This window comes from Prosthecobacter sp. (assembly GCF_034366625.1).
In the GTDB taxonomy this organism is placed as follows: domain Bacteria; phylum Verrucomicrobiota; class Verrucomicrobiia; order Verrucomicrobiales; family Verrucomicrobiaceae; genus Prosthecobacter.
The window spans coordinates 15,365-36,015 of record NZ_JAXMIH010000028.1; the positions used below are offsets into that span (position 1 = coordinate 15,365).

The 20,651-nt window shown below is 61.3% G+C and carries 13 protein-coding genes; all 13 read left to right on the plus strand.

Features of this window, described 5'->3' with window-relative positions:
* The first annotated feature begins 3 nt into the window (after nt 1–3).
* Genes U1A53_RS25280 through U1A53_RS25340 form a run of 13 tightly spaced genes read left to right on the plus strand, consistent with a single transcriptional unit; the run spans nt 4 to nt 20,632 of the window.
* Complete coding sequence (locus U1A53_RS25280; RefSeq protein WP_322284672.1) at nt 4–669, plus strand: basic secretory protein-like protein; 666 nt, start codon at nt 4–6, stop codon at nt 667–669.
* Entirely contained in the window at nt 666–4,280 is a 3,615-nt protein-coding gene (locus U1A53_RS25285; protein ID WP_322284673.1) for a proline dehydrogenase family protein, read from the plus strand. Before U1A53_RS25280 ends, U1A53_RS25285 begins: the two co-directional genes overlap by 4 nt.
* Nucleotides 4,281–4,287: 7 nt before the next feature.
* On the plus strand, nt 4,288–4,872 hold the full coding sequence (locus U1A53_RS25290; RefSeq protein ID WP_322284674.1) for a MarC family protein: 585 nt from the start codon (nt 4,288–4,290) through the stop codon (nt 4,870–4,872).
* A 4-nt stretch (nt 4,873–4,876) separates the two neighbouring features.
* Complete coding sequence (locus U1A53_RS25295) at nt 4,877–5,500, plus strand: trimeric intracellular cation channel family protein (RefSeq protein ID WP_322284675.1); 624 nt, start codon at nt 4,877–4,879, stop codon at nt 5,498–5,500.
* A gap of 31 nt (nt 5,501–5,531) precedes the next feature.
* Nucleotides 5,532–6,581, plus strand: coding sequence for a hypothetical protein (locus U1A53_RS25300; protein ID WP_322284676.1), 1,050 nt, complete (start codon nt 5,532–5,534; stop codon nt 6,579–6,581).
* A gap of 37 nt (nt 6,582–6,618) precedes the next feature.
* On the plus strand, nt 6,619–8,004 hold the full coding sequence (locus tag U1A53_RS25305) for a DUF1501 domain-containing protein (protein WP_322284677.1): 1,386 nt from the start codon (nt 6,619–6,621) through the stop codon (nt 8,002–8,004).
* 10 nt (nt 8,005–8,014) lie between these two features.
* On the plus strand, nt 8,015–9,697 hold the full coding sequence (locus U1A53_RS25310) for a GDSL-type esterase/lipase family protein (RefSeq protein ID WP_322284678.1): 1,683 nt from the start codon (nt 8,015–8,017) through the stop codon (nt 9,695–9,697).
* A gap of 49 nt (nt 9,698–9,746) precedes the next feature.
* The gene (locus tag U1A53_RS25315; protein WP_322284679.1) at nt 9,747–10,730 is read left to right on the plus strand and encodes a prenyltransferase/squalene oxidase repeat-containing protein; all 984 of its coding nucleotides are present in this window, start codon (nt 9,747–9,749) and stop codon (nt 10,728–10,730) included.
* A 30-nt stretch (nt 10,731–10,760) separates the two neighbouring features.
* Nucleotides 10,761–12,230, plus strand: coding sequence for a PKD domain-containing protein (locus U1A53_RS25320; protein ID WP_322284680.1), 1,470 nt, complete (start codon nt 10,761–10,763; stop codon nt 12,228–12,230).
* 50 nt (nt 12,231–12,280) lie between these two features.
* On the plus strand, nt 12,281–12,931 hold the full coding sequence (locus tag U1A53_RS25325) for a GntR family transcriptional regulator (protein WP_322284681.1): 651 nt from the start codon (nt 12,281–12,283) through the stop codon (nt 12,929–12,931).
* The gene (locus U1A53_RS25330; RefSeq protein ID WP_322284682.1) at nt 12,928–15,387 is read left to right on the plus strand and encodes a PSD1 and planctomycete cytochrome C domain-containing protein; all 2,460 of its coding nucleotides are present in this window, start codon (nt 12,928–12,930) and stop codon (nt 15,385–15,387) included. The genes U1A53_RS25325 and U1A53_RS25330 overlap by 4 nt, the downstream gene beginning before the upstream one ends.
* Before the next feature lie 2 nt (nt 15,388–15,389).
* Nucleotides 15,390–16,793 carry a DUF1501 domain-containing protein gene (locus U1A53_RS25335; protein WP_322284683.1) on the plus strand — a complete coding sequence of 468 codons (1,404 nt, stop codon included), beginning with the start codon at nt 15,390–15,392 and terminating at the stop codon, nt 16,791–16,793.
* Nucleotides 16,790–20,632 (plus strand): DUF1592 domain-containing protein, encoded by a 3,843-nt coding sequence (locus U1A53_RS25340; protein ID WP_322284685.1) that lies wholly within the window; start codon nt 16,790–16,792, stop codon nt 20,630–20,632. The genes U1A53_RS25335 and U1A53_RS25340 overlap by 4 nt, the downstream gene beginning before the upstream one ends.
* Nucleotides 20,633–20,651 lie beyond the last annotated feature (19 nt).

Consider the following 20,651-nt stretch of genomic DNA (forward strand, 5'->3'; position numbering starts at 1 on the left):
GATATGAAATCGCTCGCCTTGCTGACTTTGTTCTCATGTGCCGCCATCGCGCAGCAGCCGCGCACAGTGTCGAAAATCAGCTCGAAGGATGCCACGGCTCTGGTGGACACGAATGACGCGACTGATTTGAAGGAATGGGGAAGCAAGGCGGGCACGTTGTGTGTCGATTGGTTCCCGAAAATCGCCGCCTTGCTGCCGAGCGAGGGCTTCACCGCGCCGAAAGAGGTCGCGTTGCATTTTGATCCGGCAATGAAGGGCGTGGCGCATGCCGCGAACGGCAAGATCACGATCTCGGCGGCCTTTGTGCGTTCGCATCCCAATGACTGGGGCATGGTCGTTCATGAGCTGACTCATGTGGTGCAATCGTATCCGGCAGGCGGGCCTGGATGGCTGGTGGAAGGCATCGCGGACTACATCCGCATCGTGCATTTTGAGCCGCAGGCTCCGCGACCGAAGCTGACTCGTCTGGCGAGCTACAAAGATGCCTACAAGACGACAGCGATGTTTCTCGAATGGATCGAAAAGCATCACGCGGCAGGCCTTGTCGTGAAACTGAACGCGGCGTTGCGGAAAGGCGAGTATCGGGACGCCTTGTGGCAGCAACTGACTGGCAAGACGGTCGATGAACTGTGGGAACAGTTCCTTGAAACCATCCCCTCGAAGCCATGAACACCGATCTTATCGCCAAAGCCATCGCCATGGCGCAGAAGCTCCAGCTTCGCGCCACGGAACTGCAAACACCGGCGGAGAAGCGGCAGCAGGCGGAGCTGGACCGCATGCTGCAAACGCCTTCGGACAAGGCCACGCTCGTGCAGCTCACGGACCAAGCGTTTCGCGCAAAGTCGGCCGCGCGGGTGGCGGATCAGTTCACGCACATCCTCGATGTGCAGGGTGTGCCGCGATTCTTCAGCCCGCTGGATCGTGCGATGCTGCGCGGCTTTCAGACCTTCGGCGGCTGGCTGCCGGGCGTGTCGGTGCCGATGGTGAAGGAGCACATGCGGCAGGAGACGGCGAATGTGATCCTGCCCGCCGAGCGCGAGCTGCTGGCGGAGCATTTGCGGCAACGCACGGCGCAGGGCGTGCGCATGAACGTGAACTTCCTCGGCGAGGCGATCTTGAGTGAGGCCGAGGCGGAGCGTCGGCTGGAGCTTTACCTCGAAGCCTTGCAACAGCCGGAGACGGAGGTCTTCTCGGTGAAGATTTCCACGCTCTACTCGCAGATGTCGCCCATCGCTCGCGAGCACACGATTGCGACGCTGTGCGACCGCTTGGAGCGGCTGTATCGCAGCGCAGCACGCGCTACCTTCACCCGCCATGATGGCACGCGTGTGCCGAAGTTCATCTACCTCGACATGGAGGAGTATCGCGACCTCAGCCTGACCTGCGAGGTCTTCATGCGCACGCTTGAGCGGCGCGGCTTGGAGAAAATCAGCGCGGGCATTGTCTTGCAGGCCTACATCCCGGATTCGCATCGCTGGCAGCTCAAATTGCTCGAATGGGCGCGGCAGCGCGTGGCAGCAGGTGGCGCGGAGATCACCATGCGCATCGTCAAAGGCGCGAACATGGAGATGGAGCGGCACGAGGCATCCATCAAAGGCTGGCCGCAGGCGCCGTTCGACTCAAAGATCGACACCGACGCGAACTACAAGCGCATGCTGCACACCGGCTTCGAGCCGCAAAATCTCGCCGCCGCACGTCTCGGCATCGCCTCGCACAACTTGTTCGATGTCGCCTACGCGCTCGTGCTCACGCAGAAACTGCAGGCGATGCAGCGCGTCCAGTTCGAGATGCTCGAAGGCATGGCAAACCATCAGCGCCGCGCTCTCTTTGAGGAGGCGTCCAATCTGCTGCTCTACTCGCCCGTGTGTCACAAGGAGCACTTTTTGAGCGCCATCGGCTATCTCATCCGCCGTCTTGATGAAAACACCGGCCCGGACAATTTTCTCCGCCACACCTTCAAGCTCGTTCCCGGCAGCGCTGAGTGGGATGAACTGGAGAAGGGCTTTGTCTCCTCGTTTCAGCGGCTTGAGTCGCTCAGCGACGCACCACGACGCACGCAGGATCGGCGAAACGTGAGACAGGCTGCCAGCCTGTCCGAAGCCACAGGCTGGCAGCCTGTCTCACATTCGTTCGTCAACGAACCTGACACCGATTGGTCACTGCCGCATCATGCGGAATGGGCGCAGAGCATTGTCACCGCATGGAAAGATCGCATTACCGAAGTGCCGCTCGTCATCGCGGGCGAGGAACTGCGCGATGGTCGGAGCGTGCGTGATTGTCTCGATCCTTCGCGTCCTGGGACTGTGGTGGGAGATTATCGACAAGCGAATGCCGACGACATCCCTCGCGCCGTCGAATGCGCGGCACGCGATGATGATGGCTGGCGCACGATGTCTCCGAAAGCACGCCAGCAGGTGCTGAGCGGTGTCGCCGAGGAATTGCGTAGTGCGCGTGGCGATCTCATGGGCGCAGCACTCGCGAACACAGGCAAGACCTTGGCCGAGTCTGATCCTGAGGTGAGCGAAGCGGTCGATTTCGTCGAGTTCTACGCGGAGACGGTCCGCACGTTTCATGAACTGCCAGGAGTCACCGCGAAAGGCAAGGGCGTGGTCGTCGTGGTGTCGCCGTGGAATTTCCCCATCGCCATTCCCTGCGGCGGCATCGCAGCGGCACTCGCCGCAGGCAACACGGTCATTTTGAAACCAGCATCGGATGCGGTGCTGCCTGCGTGGGAGATGTGCCAATGTTTCTGGCGCGGCGGTGTCTCGCGCAAGGCGTTGCAATTCGTGCCATGCTCCGGCGGCAAAGAAGGCGCACAGCTCGTGCAGCATTCGCTGGTCAGCGCGGTCATCCTCACCGGGGGCACCGAGACGGCGCTGGCCATGCTGAGAGCGAAGCCAGATCTGCCGCTCAGCGCCGAAACCGGCGGCAAAAACGCCACCATCGTCACTGCGATGGCCGACCGCGATCTCGCGATCAAGAACGTGCTGCACTCCGCCTTCGGTCACGCAGGCCAGAAATGCTCCGCCACGTCGCTGCTGCTGCTGGAGGCGGAGATTTTCGATGATCCTGAGTTCAAGCGCGCGCTGGTTGAGGCTGCGGATAGCCAGCATGTCGGCTCTGCGTGGGATTTGAAGACGAAGATAGGCCCGTTGATCCGTCCGCCCTTCGGCGATCTCGAAAACGCGCTGCTCACGCTCGAATCCGGCGAATCGTGGGCGCTGATGCCACGCAAGCTCGATGGCAACGACTGCCTGTGGTCGCCCGGCATCAAGTGGGGCGTGCAGCCGGGCAGTTACACGCATCTCACGGAGTTTTTCGGCCCGGTGCTCGCTATGATGCGATTTGAAAAACTGCACGAAGCCATCGCGATGGTGAACCAAACCGGCTTCGGTCTCACCAGCGGCTTGGAGAGCCTGGATGATCGCGAACAGGCCGAATGGCGTGCCGGCATACGCGCTGGCAATCTTTACATCAATCGTGGCACCACCGGCGCCATCGTGCTGCGGCAACCTTTTGGCGGCATGGGCAAGAGCGCGTTCGGACCGGGCCTCAAGGCGGGCGGGCCGAACTATGTGGCGCAGTTCATGCATTTCAGTGAGATACCCGTGACAAATGCCGCCCCGCCATCGCCGAGTTCACCGATGTCGGCCTTGCTCACAGCCTTGAAGGGCTACGACATGCTCAATCTCGACGAGAACACGCGTCTTATTTCCGCGCTGTCATCCTACGAGCGCGTGTGGGCGGATGAATTCGCCCGCGAGCACGATCACTTCCGCCTTATCGGCCAGGACAACGTGCGCCGCTATCTTCCCGTGCGCGAGTTGCGCGTGCGCGTGGAGCGTGATGACACCACCTTTGATCTTTACGCCCGTGTCGCCGCAGCCCGCGCCGCCGGATGCCGTATCACGGTCAGCACACCGCCTGGATTTGAATCGAAGGCGCTTCAGCGGCTGCACGAAGCGACGGAAAACTGGGCCGCAGCCATCGAATTCATCGAGGAAAGCGACGAGGATCTCGCCGCAGCCATCACGCAGCACGAAACCGACCGCGTGCGCTACGCCGCCGCAACCCGCGTGCCGGAAAGCGTGCGTCGCGCCGCCGCGGAAACGCAAACCTTCATCGCCGACGCCCCCGTGCTTGCCGAGGGCCGAGTGGAATTGATCTGGTATGTGCAGGAGCAGAGCGTGTGCTTTGATTATCATCGCTACGGCAATCTGGGCGCCCGCTCGGTCGAAGTACGCGCGGCATTGGTTGCGCCGGAGGCAAAAGCAGACTGATTCGCCCATGGACACTCTCTCCGCCACGCTGCTGCTGCTGACGATCATGGACCCGCTGGGAAACGTGGCGACGTTTGTGTCCGGCCTTCGACCCGTGCCACCGGAGCGGCGGTTGCGGGTGATCGCGCGGGAGCTGGTCATCGCGTTGGTGATCCTGGTCGTGTTTTTGTTCGCGGGGCCTTGGCTGCTGGGGCTGCTGCATTTGAAGCAGGAGGCATTGTTCATCAGCGGCGGCATCGTGCTGTTTTTGATCGCGTTGAAGATGATCTTCCCGCCGTCGCGACACGAGTCCGATGAGCCGCAGATCGAGCCGTTCATCGTGCCGCTGGCCACGCCGATGATCGCGGGCCCGTCAGTGCTGGCGACGCTGCTGGTGCTGGTGAGCACGCAGCCGGAGCAGCTCTGGCGCTGGTTTGCGGCATTGCTCATCGCTTGGAGCATCACGGCGGCGGTTTTGTTGTCAGCGCCAGCCATTGCACGAGTGCTGAAAGACAAAGGTTCCCTGGCTGTGGAGCGCCTCATGGGCATGCTGCTGGTCATGGTGGCCGTGCAGATGTTCCTCAACGGCATCGAGCATTATTTGAAACACTGATGTCATGCCCGCCTGGATCGAATACTTTGCTGTCGCCGTGTGCGCGATCGCCGCTGTGCTGGCAGCGGAGGGGAAGCGGATGGATTTGTTTGGCGTGATGGTGCTGGCACTGGTGACGGCGGTCGGCGGAGGAACGATTCGTGATTTGTGCCTCGGCGTGCGTCCGGTGTTTTGGATCGAGCAGCCGCATCATGTGTGGACGGCGCTCATCGCGGCGGTGGTCACGTTTGTCGCGGCGCGGTTCGTCCACATGCCTGAAAAGATGCTTTCCATCGCCGATGCGTTTGGATTGGCACTGTTCGGCATCGCCGGCACGGAGAAGGCGCTCGCGTTTGGTGCGCCGGGCATCGTAGCGATCCTGCTGGGCATCGTCACCGGCGTGGCAGGCGGCATTTTGCGCGATGTGCTGCGCGGTGAACTGCCGCTGGTGTTTCAGCCGGATGTGAATCTGTATGCAACGGCGGTGTTTGTGGGCGCGCTGGTGTTTGTGCTGCTGCAAAAGTGGCTGCCTGGCTCGGAGGCGCATCGCTACATCGGCATGGCGGTCATTTTGGTGCTGCGGCTGGCGGCAATGCGCTGGAGGCTGCGACTGCCGACGTTTCGGAGTCGATCAAAGAGTTCTGGATAGCTGAGGCAGCATGGTTCTGTTTAACAGGATCATGAACCGCCGCCATTTTGTCGCCAGGACTGCCGCCACTGCTCTTTCAGCCCCGTTTGTGAAGGCTCAGAGCAAAACTTCGCTGAACGGAACCATCATCGGACATGGGGAAAATCGGTATCGGGTGGACTTGGAGTGGTGCAAAGCGAAGCGGGAGGTGCATCCGGTGAAAAACTGCCATGAGATGGTCATGGATGCGCAGAAGCGGCTGATCATGATCACGGACGAGGCGAAGAACAACATTCTGATCTTCGACAAAGAGGGAAAGGTGCTCGATGCGTGGACGCTGAAGCTCCGCGGCGGTCACGGGCTGAGTTTGGATGCGCGGGATGGCAAAGAGACGCTGCTGCTGTGCGATCCGAGTGGTGGGCGTGTGGTGAAGACGACGCTGACAGGCGAGATCGTGCTGGAACTGCCGCATGCGAAGGAGTGCGGCGCGTATGACGCGGTGACGAAGTATGCGCCGACAGAGGCGGTGGCGGCACCGAACGGCGACATCTATGTGGCGGACGGCTACGGCTCGCAGTTCATCCTGCATTTCGATGCGAGCGGGAAGTTCATCCGCAAATTCGGCGGTGTGAGCACGCAGGCGATGAACGCGGGCAAGTTCATGCAGGCGCATGGAGTGACGATCGACTCACGCGGGCCGGAACCGCTGGTGCTCTGCACGGAGCGGGTGCGCAATGAGTTCCATTGGTACAAGCTCGATGGCAGCTATTCGCACTCGGTTTACTTGCCGGGTGCGTTCATGAGCCGTCCGGTGATCGCGGGTGATCTGCTGCTGTCCGGCGTGTGCTTTGGCATGAAGCCGAACGATTTCCGCATGTGGCGCGAGCGCGGGTTCATCATCATTCTGGACAAAAACAATCGCGTGATCTCCGCGCCGGGTGGCCAGCAGCCGAAGTATGAGGGCGAGCAAGTCAGCCTGCTGCTGCAGGACCAGCCGGTGTTCCGCAACGTGCATGACGTTTGCGTGGATGACGCGGGCGACCTGTATGCGTGCCAGTGGAACGCTGACCAGGTGTATCCATACAAGCTGCACAGGGTGTGAGAGAGGTTCACGGGGCTGGGCGTAGTGGATAACGCTCATGTTTTCTGCCCGACCCAACACGCCCTTCAACCGCCGCGAATGGCTTCGCGTGGGTGGATTGGGCTGTTTGGGGCTGTCGTTGCCGTCGTTGCTTCAAGCGAAGGGGCTGAAGAGCAAGGACGGCTCGTTTGGCCGGGCGAAGAGCTGCATCATCCTGTTTCTCAGCGGCGGACCGCCGCAGCATGAGACGTTTGATCCAAAGCCGGACGCGCCGCTGGAGATTCGCGGGGACTTCAAGTCGATCCCGAGCTCGGTGCCGGGCGTGCATTTCTCGGAGACTCTGCCGAGCACGGCGAAGCGGATGCATCAGATCGCGGTGATTCGGTCGATGACGACGGGCATCAATGCGCACTCCACGAGCGGCGCGTTCATGCTGACGGGCTATGAGCCGCTTTCGAAGGCGGAGAGCGTGCCGCCGAGCGGCAACGACTGGCCGAGCATCGCGGCGGCGGTCGGGGCACTGAAACCGAGCGAGCGCTCGCCGCTGTCTGCGGTCGTTTTGCCGGAACGCATCGAGAACAACGGCAACATCGTGTGGCCTGGCCAGAATGGCGGCTTCATGGGAGCTCCGTGGCATCCGCAGCTTATCAAATGCGATCCGGCGGCGGAACGCATGCGCATTGAGGGCATGAGTTTGACCGAGGGCATGACGGATGTGCGCTTCTCCGAACGCGGCAGCTTGCTGCGGCAGATGGACGCGAGCTTTCGTGCTGCGCTGGCCAATCCGCTGATCAATGAAACGGATGCGATGCATCAGCGGGCCTTTGATTTGATCCACTCCGAGGCCAGTCGTGCCGCGCTGGAGATCGAGCGCGAGCCTGCGGTGATGCGGGATCGCTATGGGCGTGGCAAATTCGGGCAGAGCGTGCTGCTGGCTCGTCGGCTCGTCGAGGCAGGCACGCGGCTGGTGCAGGTGAACTGGCCGCGCGAGCCGGGGGATTTCAATCAAGGCAGCCCACTGTGGGACACGCATCAGCGCAATGGTCCACGTGTGCGCGACGTGCTCGCGCCGCAGTTTGATGTGGCCTATTCGGCGCTGATCCAGGATTTGCACTCGCGGGGCTTGCTCGATGAGACGCTGGTCGTTGTGATGGGCGAGTTCGGGCGCTCGCCCACGATCAACAAAAGCGGTGGTCGCGATCACTGGGGCAATGTGTTCTCCGTCGCCATGGCCGGTGCAGGCATCGCGGGCGGTCAAATCATCGGCGCGAGCGACAAAATCGGCGCGTTCCCGGCGGACAGGCCGGTGCGACCGCCGGATCTCGCGGCGACAATGTTTCATCTGCTCGGCATCCGTCCAAATCACGAATTCCTTGATCCCATCCAGCGCCCGCGCCCTGTGACCGACTCCGGCACGCCGCTGCGCGAACTCGTCGGCATCTAATTTCATTCTCATGCGTCCTCTCATCCTCTCCCTCATCCTCGCCACCGGCCTCAGCGCCGCTGAACTGCCCCAAGAACAACGCATCCTCTTCCTCGGTGATTCCATCACGCAAGGCGGCGGCTACATTGAGGTGATCGAGGCGGCGCTGATCGCGCAGCATCCTGATTCGGACAAGGTCATCATCCCGCTGGGCCTCAGCAGTGAAACGGTGAGCGGTTTGAGCGAGGAAGGCCACGCGGGTGGCAAGTTCCCGCGTCCCGATCTGCATGAGAGGCTCGACCGTGCTTTGGAGAAAGCCAAGCCGCAGCTCGTTTTCGCCTGCTACGGCATGAACGACGGCATTTACCTGCCGCTTGGCGCGGAACGCACCAAGGCGTTTCAAAACGGTATGAAGAAGCTGCATGACAAAGTCAGCGCCGCCGGTGCCCGCATCATTCATCTCACGCCGCCGGTGTTTGATCCGGTGCCCATCGCGCAAAAAGTGGCCCCAGCGGACAAGGTGGACGGCTCACATCCCTACAAGGGCTACAACGAGGTGCTCGACTTCTACGCCGACTGGCTGCTCGACATGCGCAGCGAAGCGAAGTGGACCGTTTATGACATCCACGGCCCGATGAATGCCGCCATTGCGGAGAAGCGGAAGACGGATCCGCAGTTCACCTTTTCCAAAGACGGTGTGCATCCCGGCCTGGAAGGTCATGTGCTCATGGCGCGGGCTGTTCTCGATGCTTGGGGCCTCAAGGTGAAGGCCGATGGCACGCCGGATCATCCGAACGGCGCGGCCATTCTTGCCGTGATCAAAAAGAAACACTCCATTCTGCGTCCGGCATGGCTCAGTCATGTGGGGCACAAACGTCCGGGCAATTCGCCCGGTCTGCCGATTGAAGAAGCGCTGAAAAAGACTGCGGAGCTCGACGCCGAGGCCCGCAAGCTCGCAAACTCGAAGGAGATCGTCTTTCCGAATCAAACCGGCGAGTGGAACGGCTACGCGAAGCATGAGCTGGCCATCGCAGGCAAGTCCGTGACCGTCGTCGCGCCGAAAACCGCCGCCGTAGGTCGCCCTTGGGTGTGGCATGGCGAGTTCTTTGGACACAAGCCCGCGCCAGACATCGCGCTTCTAGGCAAAGGCTTCCACATCGTCTATATGAAGATCAACGACATGCTCGGCTGCCCTGATGCCGTGAAGTTGTGGAATCAATGCCATGCCGAACTCACCACGAGCTACGGCTTGAGCATGAAACCGGCGCTCGTCGGCCTCAGCCGTGGCGGTTTGTACTGCTTCAACTGGGCCATCGCGAATCCTGACAAGGTTTCCTGCATTTATGCCGATGCGCCGGTCTGTGACTTCAAGAGCTGGCCCGGCGGCAAAGGTAAGGGGAAGGGTGATCCAAGGAATTGGGGCTTTGTGATGAAGCTGTGGGGCTTCAAAGACGAGGCTGAGGCGCTCGCTTACAAGGGTAATCCCGTCGATAGTCTCGCACCGCTCGCGAAGGCCGGCGTGCCCCTGCTGCATGTCTTTGGTGATGCCGATGACGTGGTGCCCTGGGATGAGAACACGGGCCTGATCGAATCACGTTACAAGGCGCTCGGCGGCAGCATCACGCTGATCCGCAAGCCGGGCGTGGGGCATCATCCGCATGGGCTGGAGGACTCGACGCCGATCGTCGATTTCATTCAGAAGAATGCGAAGTGAACCGGCGGGGCGATGGATGTGAATGATGAGGAACGTTGGAGACAACAAAATGAAGCGCCTCGTCCTCCTCAACTTCGTCCTGGCCTGCCAGCTCTGCGTTGCCGCCGATGAGGCAGCGATCCGCGCCGCCGTCGTCAAATCGTTGCCGCTGCTGGAGCGCAGCTCGGTCATTGCCATCGATGAGCGCTCGAACTGCTTCACCTGCCATCACACCGGCCTGCCGGTGATGACCTTCATCACCGCCCGCGAGCGCGGCTTCAAGATCGACGCGGGCAATCTTCAAACACAGCTTCAGTTCACTTCCGACTTCCTCGCCAAAGGCCGCGCGAACTACCTGCAAGGCAAGGGACAGGGCGGACACGCTTTTACCGCCGGATCGGCGCTTTGGACGCTCAAACTCGGCAACTCGAAGCCCGACACGAACACTGAGGCCGTGATCGAATATCTTCTCGGTCACCAAAAGGAACTCGGACACTGGAAACCGCCGTCCATTCGACCGCCGAGCGAGGAAAGCCCCTTCAGCGCCACGTTCTTCGCTCTCGAATCCATCCAGCACTTCCGTACTGCTGAGCAACAAGACCGCGCGACTGCGCGCATCACCCAGGCGCACGATTGGTCACTCAAAACGCCCGCGCAGAACACCGAGGACCGTGTTTTCAAGCTGTGGGCACTTCATTCCGTCAACGCCGACACGATGTCCGCCGCACAAGACCTCCTCCGCACGCAACGCGAGGACGGCGGCTGGTCCCAGCTCGAAAACATGACCTCCGATGCCTACGCCACCGGCACCGCGCTCGTCGCATTGCATCGCACCGGCAGTGTCGCGGCGGATGATCCAGCGTTTCAACATGGTCTTCAGTGGCTGCTCAAAGCCCAGCTCGCTGATGGTTCCTGGCACGTCGTTTCACGCGCCAAGCCGTTCCAGAAATACTTCGAGTCCGGCTACCCACACGGCAAAGACCAGTTCATCTCCATCACCGCCGCCTGCTGGGCCACCACGGCTCTGGCGCTCGCCTTGCCTGTCGCGCAATAGCGTGTCCATCGTGCGCGTAGTCGTGTCACGATGAATCTCTCCCGCCTTGCACTGCTCCTTTGTCTCGTTTCCACAGCTCTCTGGGCTGATCTTCCCAAGCCGACCCTTGAACCCACGCTGCGCGCGGTTGATTTGATGATCGGCGAATCCGCTGACATGAAACTGGCCGATGGCAGCACCGTGAAAGTGAAGCTACTCGACGTGCAGGAGAAGCGCGACTCGATGGCCAAGGCGGTGCGTGAGGCGAAAGTGAAGGTGGAAGTCAACGGCGCTGAAGCCTGGCTCACGAGCGCGAATTACAACCTGCCGCAAACCGTCGGCGGCGTGCAGATCGACTGCCCAATCACGCGCGGCTACAACGCCGACAGCGGCGAGGATTCGTGGGGCCTCGAAAAAGATGCGCGGCTGCGTTTGTGGTCCGCAGGGTCGCCGTGGATCAATCCGGGAACCTTTGTGTATCCGCTGAAGCAGCGCTGGTTTGCCACTTCGACGCAGTTCTCCAACGAGCCGACCTATGTCGATGGCGGCGACAAACCGGACCGGAAGAAGATCTATTATCACAACGACCTCGACTTCGGCGGCTGCGAAGGTTTGACGGAGGTCATCGCTGCCACGGATGGACTGGTAGTGAGTGTGTCGGAAAAAACTCTGCCGGGTTACTCGCTCACGCCGGTGAGGCCGCGTTACGACGTGGTGTATGTGCTCGACGAACGTGGCTGGTATTATCGCTACAGCCACCTGCACACGATTGACGCGGCGATCACGATGGGATCGCGTGTGAAGATGGGCCAGCGCATCGGCATCCTCGGCAAGGAAGGAGCGAGCGGCGGCTGGACGCATCTGCACTTCGGCATCAAGAGCCGGCAGCCTTCCGGCAAGTGGGGCACGGAGGAAGCCTACGCCTTCGCGTGGGAGGCGTATCAGCGCGAGAACAAGCCTGCCATCATCGCCGTGGCACGACCGCATCATTTCATCCGTGCGGGTGAGACGATCACGCTTGATGCTTCAAAGTCGTGGGCAGCATCCGGCACGATCAAAAGCCACGACTGGACCTTCACGGATGGAAAGACCGCCTCCGGTGCAAAAATCGAGCGCGCTTACTCAAAGCCCGGTGCTTATAGCGAGATCCTGAAAGTCACGGATGACGCTGGCAACGTGAGCTACGATTTCGCCATCGTCCAAGTCATCGGCAGCGACGATAAGAACCTGCCACCAACGATTCACCCGACCTTCTGGCCCACCACCGGTCTCAAGCCCGGCACCGAGATCACCTTTAAAGTCCGCACCTTCCGCACCACCGGCGGCGAGACCTGGGACTTCGGCGATGGCACGCCGAAAGTCAGCGTGAAGTCCGATGGCAACGCCAAAGCCCTCGCCAAGGACGGTTATGCGATCACGCAACATGCCTTCGCAAAAGCGGGCGACTACCTCGTAAGTGTCGAGCACACGAATGAGCGCGGCGAACGCGCCGTGGGGCACCTGTGGGTGCGGATTGAATAAATCCGAAAGACAGGCGCGTGGATCTCGTAATTTGGAAAACGGTATACCAAATGCAGACATCCACCCTCATCGCCTCTCGCTCCGATTCAGCCGCCTCGCGGCTGCGCACGGACATCCTCAGCGGCACCGCCGGACCGGGCACCTTGCTGGCTGAATCGGCTGTAGCGCTGCGCCTCGGCGTTAGCCGCGTACCGGTGCGCGAGGCCTTGTTCACGTTGGAACGCGAGGGCCTTGTCGAGTTCAGCCCCACGGGTCGCGCGTTTGTGAAAAAGCTGACGCCACAGGACTTTGAGGAGTTGTTTGTGCTTCGCCTCACGTTGGAGCCGCTGGCTTCACGATTGGCGGCTCCGAAACTAAAGCAATCTGCCTCCAGACTCGAAAAGAACCTCGCAGCCACGCGTCGTGCCAAATCCGTGCAGGAAGTCACGCGCCTCGACCTGGAATTTCATCAGATCATTCTTGAGGCCTCGGGCAACGCGCGGCTTCTGAAGCTGTGGCGTTCCTTGCGTGGCGAATTGGAGCTCTGGCTGGGCCGCCTGCATCGCAGTCACCAACTGCAAACCCAGGAGACACTCAGCGAAACCGCTGACGCCCACGAAGCCATCGTAAACTGCTTCCAAACGCAAACTCCCGCCGCCTGCGAGCGTCTCATGCGCGAGCACATTCTCGGCTGGCGTGAATGGCTGCCTCTTTCCTCATGAACCGCATTTTCCAGAGCCTCGTCGTCACATCGCTCGCGCTATCGTCAGCGCGGGCGGAGGACGGCATGGCGTTCTTTGAGTCCAAGGTACTGCCAGTTCTCCAGCAGCGCTGCTATGAGTGCCATTCGCATGAGAAGAAGATCAAAGGCGGCCTTGCTCTCGATTTGAAAACGGGCTGGCAGACTGGTGGCGACAACGGGCCCGCAATCATCCCTGGCGATCTGGTGAAAAGCCATCTCATCCAGGCCGTGCGCTATGCCGATCCCGAAACGGAGATGCCGCCGAAGGGCAAGCTGGCCGCGAGCGAGATCGAAGTGCTGGAGAAATGGGTCGCGATGGGTGCGCCGGATTCGCGAGTGGCGAAAGTGTCTGCAAAGGCCAAAACCATCGACTTCGAGGCCGGAAAGAAGTTCTGGGCCTTCCAACCCGTTCGCGATGCCAAAGCGCCAGCGGTCAAAGACACCGCATGGCCGCTGGATGCCGTGGATCGCTTCATCCTCGCGAAACTCGAAGCCGCAGGCCTTCAGCCAGCCGCTGACGCTGATGCTTACACCTGGCTGCGCCGTGTCTCCCTTGATCTCACCGGCCTGCCGCCGACGCCTGAGGCCATTGAGAGCTTCACGTCCGACTTGTCAGACCAGTCCGACTCGTCTGACGCCCGCGCAGTTGTCGTTGATCGCCTCCTTCAATCCAAAGCCTTCGGTGAGCGCTGGGCACGTCATTGGCTCGATCTCACCGGCTACGCGGATCAGATCGGCACCTCGAACAACGTCTTCGCCGAACATGCGTGGCGGTATCGCGACTACGTCATCAATGCCTTCAACAACGACAAGCCCTTCGACCAGTTCATTCGCGAGCAAGTCGCGGGTGACTTGCTTCCGGCTGATTCACCGCTGAAACGCGCCGAGAACATCACCGCCACGGGTTTCCTCGTGCTCGGCGATGTCGAAATCGTCGCTGTGGACAAGCTCAAGATGGAGATGGACCTCGTGGATCAGCAAGTGAGCAAGGTCGGCACCGCCTTCCTCGGCATGACGCTCGGCTGCGTGCGCTGCCACGACCACAAGTTCGATCCCATCGCGCAGACCGACTACTACGCCATCGCCGGCATGTTCCGCAGCACCGACTCCACCTACAAGACCGACAACGGCGTGTGGAGCAGTGTCTACAAGACCGAACTGCCCGAAACAACCGAGCAGAAAGCACAACGTGAGCAACTTCTCGCCGCCAATGCAGCGAAGATCAAAGCTCTCGCTGCCGAACGCGAAGCCGCTGAGAAGGAAAAAGTCGCGCTGGAGCCGCAGATCGCCAAAGCAACGAAGGAAGCCAAGCCCGATCTCGAAAAGAAGCGCGATGCACTGGTCGCCCGCATCAAGGCCATCAACGGCGAAGTCGAGCACGCCAAGTTCTTCGCACCCATCGTTCCGAAAGCCTTCGCCGTGCATGATCGCGAAAAGCCCGCCGACATGCAGGTCACCATTCGCGGCAATCCGTATGCGCTGGGCGACTCGGTGAAGCGAGGCGTCATGCGCGTGGCCTCGTGGGGCGAAATGCCGCCGATTCCGCCGAATCAAAGCGGTCGTGTGCAGCTTGCCGACTGGCTCGCTGACTCGCGCAATCCGCTCACGGCCCGTGTCACCGTGAACCGCATCTGGCAGAAGCTCTTCGGCGAAGGTCTGGTGCGCAGCGTCGATTACTTCGGCGTGCGCGGTGAAACTCCGACGCATCCCGAGTTGCTCGATCATCTCGCCACTCGTTTCGTCAACGGCGGCTGGTCGCAGAAGCAGATCATTCGCGCCATCGTGCTCAGTCGGGCTTATCGAATGAGCAGCGCGCACAACGCCGTTGCGATGAGCAAAGACCCGGAAAATCGTCTGCTGTGGCGGATGAATCGTCAGCGGCTCGATGCGGAGGCCATTCGCGACTCCATGCTCGCCATCAGCAGCAAGCTGGCGCGTTCGGCAGGAGGAACGGCGCTACCACTCGAGTTCCCCGAGAACGTCAGCAGCCTCAGCCCGAAGGCGGTGAATCCACCGGCCTTCAATCTCAAGAAGATGCGGCCCATCCAGGACTTCGAGCGCACGATCTACCTGCCCGTCATCCGCACCGCAGCGCAACCCGGCTCCGCCAAGCTGCGCGATGTCTTCGACTTCACCCAGCCTGCGCAGATCGCCGGCAAACGCGCCGAGACCGCCGTGCCCACACAGGCGCTCTTCCTTCTGAATAGCGATATGCTTCGCACCCGCGCGACCGAACTCGCCAACGATCTCACGCGGACTGAGACGAACACAGGCGCTCGGCTTGAAACGCTGTGGCTCCGTGCTCTTGGCCGCCCCATCACATCCGCTGAACGCGATGACGCCGTTCAGTTCCTCGAAACCGCACCTGCCAAAGCCGCGTGGATCGAGCTGAGCCACGCGCTGCTTTCTTCAAACGAATTTCTTCTCCGCCTGTGACCATGAACACGACTTCCGCATTCTCCCGCCGCTCCTGGCTGCAACGCACTGCCACTGGCTTCGGCGCGCTTGCGCTGCATGATCTCGTGCAGGCCGCCAGCAGCCCGCTTGCAGTGAAGGCACCGCGTTTTCCGGCCAAGGCGAAGCGCGTGATCTTTCTCTTCATGTCGGGCGGGCCGTCGCAGCCGGATTTGTTTGACCCGAAGGACTACATCAAGCGCATGCATGGCAAGACGATCTCCGCGCCGATCAACACGAACGAGCTTCGCGTCGGCACGGACAAGTTTCTCGCGCTCGCCACGCATGGCGAGGTGCGTCCGCGTGGGCAAAGCGGCATGATGATTTCCGATCTGCTGCCGCACACCGCGACCATCGCCGATGAGATCAGTCTGCTGCGTGCCGTGCATTCGGACAACAATCAGCATCAGCCCGCCGCTCTTCAGTTTCACACCGGCGTCACAGCGGATGTGCGGCCGTCGATGGGCTCGTGGATCAGCTACGGCCTCGGCGCGGAGAACAGCAACCTGCCGAACTTCATCACCATTCATCCCGACAGCGACACGCGGCTCTACGGCGCCTCGTTTCTGCCCGCCGCGCATCAGGGCACAAAGGTCGTCATCCCGCAGGGTGAAAAACAATCACCCATCGACTACCTTGCCGATGTCTCGGGTGATGCGAAGGCGCAGCGCGCGCGCATCGACTTCACCCAGCGCATGAACCGCCGCCTGCTCAAGGGTGCCGAGGTCGATGCACGAATGGAAGGCATGATCGAGAGCATGGAGATCGCCTTCCGAATGCAAAGCGCCACGCCCGAGCTGGTGGACATTTCCAACGAAACCGAGGCCACGAAAAAACTCTACGGCATCGGCGAAAAGACCACGGACAAGAATGGCCGAGCCTGTTTGCTCGCGCGTCGTCTCAGTGAGGCCGGAGTGCGCTTTGTGCAGGTCACCATGGGCGGCTGGGATCATCACGGCAACATTCGCGATGCACTGCCCAAGAGCTGCTCCGAATCCGACCAGCCCTGCGCCGCGCTGATCAAAGATCTGAAGTCACGCGGCCTGCTCGATGACACGCTCGTCGTCTGGTCCGGGGAATTCGGCCGCACGCCCTGGAGCCAGGATCTCAGCGGCACCTCGCCCATCGACAAACACGGCCGCGAGCATCAGCCCGAAAGCTTCTGCACCTGGATGGCCGGTGGCGGCATCAAACCCGGCTTCACCTTCGGCGAGACCGACGACTTCGGCTTCCGGCCCGTCTCCGGCAAAGTACATCTGCATGACCTGCACGCCACGATCCTGCATCAGCTCGGCCTTGATCATGAGAAGCTGACGTGGCGGCATCTCGGCCGTGATTTTCGGCTCACGGATGTTTATGGGAACGTGGTGAAGGAGATTTTGGCATGAAGTTATCCGCGCAGTTTTTGATCGTCGCGTTATCGACTCATTGGGTTAGCGCTGATGATTTTCAGAAATCGATCCTGCCTGTCTTGAAGGAGCGCTGCAACACCTGCCACTCCACCGAGAAGCAAAAGGGCGATCTCGATCTGGAGCGCTTCACCAGCCTCGCCGAGATCAAGAAGGAGCCGATGATTTGGGAAGGCGTGCTGGAGCAAATCGAGATGGGCGAGATGCCGCCGAAGAAGGAAAAGCAGCTCTCGGCTGAACAGAAAACCACACTGACAAACTGGGCGCGAGGCACGCTGGATCAAATCGCGCTAGCCAATGCGGGCGATCCCGGTCCCGTGGTGCTGCGTCGGCTCTCGAACATGGAATACACTTACACGCTGCGGGATTTGACCGGTGTGGACTCACTTGATCCGGCAAAGGAGTTTCCGGTGGATGGCGCGGCGGGTGAAGGATTCACGAATGCGGGCGCGGCGCTCGTCATGTCGCCCGCGTTGCTCACGAAGTATCTCGATGCGGCGAAGGAAATCGCGAGTCATGCCTTACTGACACCGCAGGGATTGCATTTCTCGGCCAGCACCTCATCACATGACTGGACGGACGAGACGCTGGCGAAGATCCGCGAGTTTTACGCGCGCTTCACCGAGTCCGGCGGTGCCACGGCGGTGAATTTGCAGGGCATCAAGTTCGATACGAACGCGGGCGGTCGCCTGCCGCTGGCGAAGTATCTGGCGGCGCTGCAAGGCAAGGCCGGTGCCGACGGCTTGAACACCCATTACCTCGCAGTGCTCAAGCAGGCGCTCACGGACTCGAAACCGTCCATCCTGCTCGACCCCCTGCGAGCAAAGTTTCGTGAAGGCAAGCTCACCGCCGCCGATATTGAACTCTGGCAGCAGACGTTGTGGCGGTTTGCCAGTGTGGGGCACATCGGCAAGCAGAATGGTCCGAAAAGCTGGCAGGAGCCAGTGATGCCGCTGGTGCCCCGGCACGAGATGCGCGTGAAGCTGGCTTCAGATCGGGATCTGACGCTCTACCTCACCACCACCGATGCGGGCGATGGCAGCACTGATGATGACGTGGTCTGGGAAAATCCCCGCCTTGTGGCCCCAGGAAGGCCGGATCTGCCGATCAGCGGCCTTCCTGCTCTTGTGAAGCATCTCGAAACCCAACGCTCGAAGATCATTGCTAGCGCCGAGCAGTGCCTGAACGCCATCGCGAGCGGCAAAGACGACGCTGATCCCGCCTTGCTGCCTGCCTGGCGTGAATACCTCGGCCACGGCACCGCCAAGCTCGAACCACTGCTCACGAAGAAACTCCTCAGCACACCCGACTACAACTTCATCCAAGGCTGGCAGGGCGAGCAGGCGCTCAGCGTGCTCGCGAACTCCTCAGACGCCACCGTTCGCATCCCCGGCGTGATGAAGGCGCACAGCGTCGCCACGCATCCATCGCCGACGCGTGCTTCCGTCATCGCATGGCGTTGCGAAGCTGCGGGCACGCTGCGCATCAGCGGCGATGTTTCCGACGCGCATCCCGAATGCGGCAACGGCGTTGTCTGGACGCTCGAAGTCCGTCGCGGGCACACCAGCGAAGTGCTTGCCAAAGGTGAAACGAAAGGCGCGAATGTTTTGAAGATAGGCCCGCTTGAAAAGGTGCGCGTCGAACCCGGTCAAGTTCTCGCGCTCGTCATCGGTCCACGCGATGGAAACCACGTTTGTGATCTCACGGCGGTGAACTTTACGCTCAACGACGGCTCTAAGACCTGGGACCTCGCCAAAGACGTTTCACCGAACATCCTCGCCGGCAATCCCCACGGACCCTGGCGCTTCCTGAGCCAGCCAGCCGCGCTAGAAGCCTTGCCGGACGTGCCCGCGCCCATCGCAGAGTGGCGCAAAAACCCATCTCCCGCCCTGGCTGCGAAAGTGCGGCAGCATTTGGAAAAAGACTTTCCGCTGAACAGCCCGCTGCTACGCCCCTTTTTGAATGATCGGCCGGATCGGACTGATCCGACCAATCTGAAGGCCAAGGCGCCCTCAGTCCTCGAAGTGCCAATCCCCGCCGCTCTCGCCAACGGCACGGAGTTCGTCGTCACCGGCAAGCTGGCCGCAGAATCCACCGGCAGCGTGCAGATGCAGGTGCTTGCCACGAAGCCGGAGTCGCTGCAGGGCATCGCCGCAGGCAGGGCTGAGTCCGCGCAGGCCAAGGGCCAGTGGAGCGACAACAACCTGCGCACGCAGCACAGTGCTCCGGTGATTGTGAATGACGCCAGTTCTGCGCGGAAACGATTTGAGGCCGCCTTTGATGAGTTTCGAGCGCTGTTCCCCATCGCTCTCTGCTACACCAAAATCGTGCCGGTGGACGAGGTGGTGACGCTGACGCTGTTCTATCGCGAGGACGAACACTTGAAGCACCTCATGCTCGACGAGGCCCAGAGCGCCGAGATCGACCGGTTGTGGGACGAGCTGCGCTTCGTCAGCGAAGCACCGCTGAAGCAGGTGGATGTGTTTGAGCAGCTTTATCAATTTGCCACACAGGACGCCAGCCCCAGCGCCTTTGAGCCGATGCGCGAGCCGATTCAGCGCGGCGCGGAGACGTTCAAGCAGCAGCAACTCGACGCCGAACCCAGGCATGTGCAGGCCGCGCTCGATTTCGCCACCCAGGCATGGCGTCGTCCGCTGGGTGATGCCGAACAGCACGAGCTGCGCGCGCTTTATCAAAAGCTGCGCAAGCAGGAGCTGCCTCACACGAGCGCCGTGCGCATGCTGCTCACGCGCGTACTCGTGGCTCCGGCGTTTTTGTATCGCGGTGAAAAAGCGGCTCCTGGCATCAAGGCCGCGCCGGTGAGCGATTGGGAAATAGCCACGCGGCTAAGCTACTTCCTGTGGTCCTCCACACCCGATGCCGAATTACGCCAACTGGCGGAGGCCGGGAAGCTGCGTGAGCCTGCCGTTCTCGCTGCCCAGGCCCGGCGGATGATGAAGGACGCGCGCATCCGCCGCCTCGCCACCGAGTTTGGCTGCATGTGGCTGCATGTGCGCGATGTCGAGACGCTGGATGAAAAGAGCGAGCGCCATTTCCCCACCTTCCTCGACCTCCGCGACGACATGCAGGAGGAGGCCGTGCGTTTCTTCGTCGATCTGTTCCAGGCAGACCGTAATGTGCTCTCGCTGCTCGATGCCGACCACAGTTTCGTGAACGGCCCGCTCGCCAAGCACTACGCGCTCGATTTGAAGACCACCGACTGGCAGCGAGTCGATGGCCTGCGCTCGAAAGGCCGTGGTGGCATCCTCGGTTTCGCCGCCACGCTCGCCAAGCAGGCCGGTGCCTCGCGCACCAGTCCCATCCTGCGCGGCACCTGGCTCAGCGAAGTCATCCTCGGCGACAAACTGCCCATTCCGCCCAAAGGCGTGCCCGTTTTGCCCGAAGAAGCGTCGCAAGGCCTCACCGAACGCCAGCTCACCGAACGTCACAGCCGTGACGAACGCTGCGCCGGCTGCCACAAACGCATCGATCCCTTCGGCTATGCCCTCGAAGGCTTCGACGCCATCGGCCGCGCCCGAAAAGCTGACACCAGCACCACCTTGCCCGATGGAACACAGGTCGATGGCCTCGCCGATCTCCGCAGTTACCTCCTCACCACCCGCCGCGACGACTTCCTCCGCCAGTTTTGCCGCAAGCTCCTCGGCTATTCCCTCGGTCGCAGCGTGCAGCTTTCTGACAAGCCGCTGATCGAGTCCATGGTCAAAAGTGATCATCGCATGGGCACCCTGATCAAAATGGTCGTCCGCAGCCCGCAGTTTGGCGAAGTGCGGGGACGGGACTTTATCACCAGCCGTTGATCCATTGCGAAAACCACCT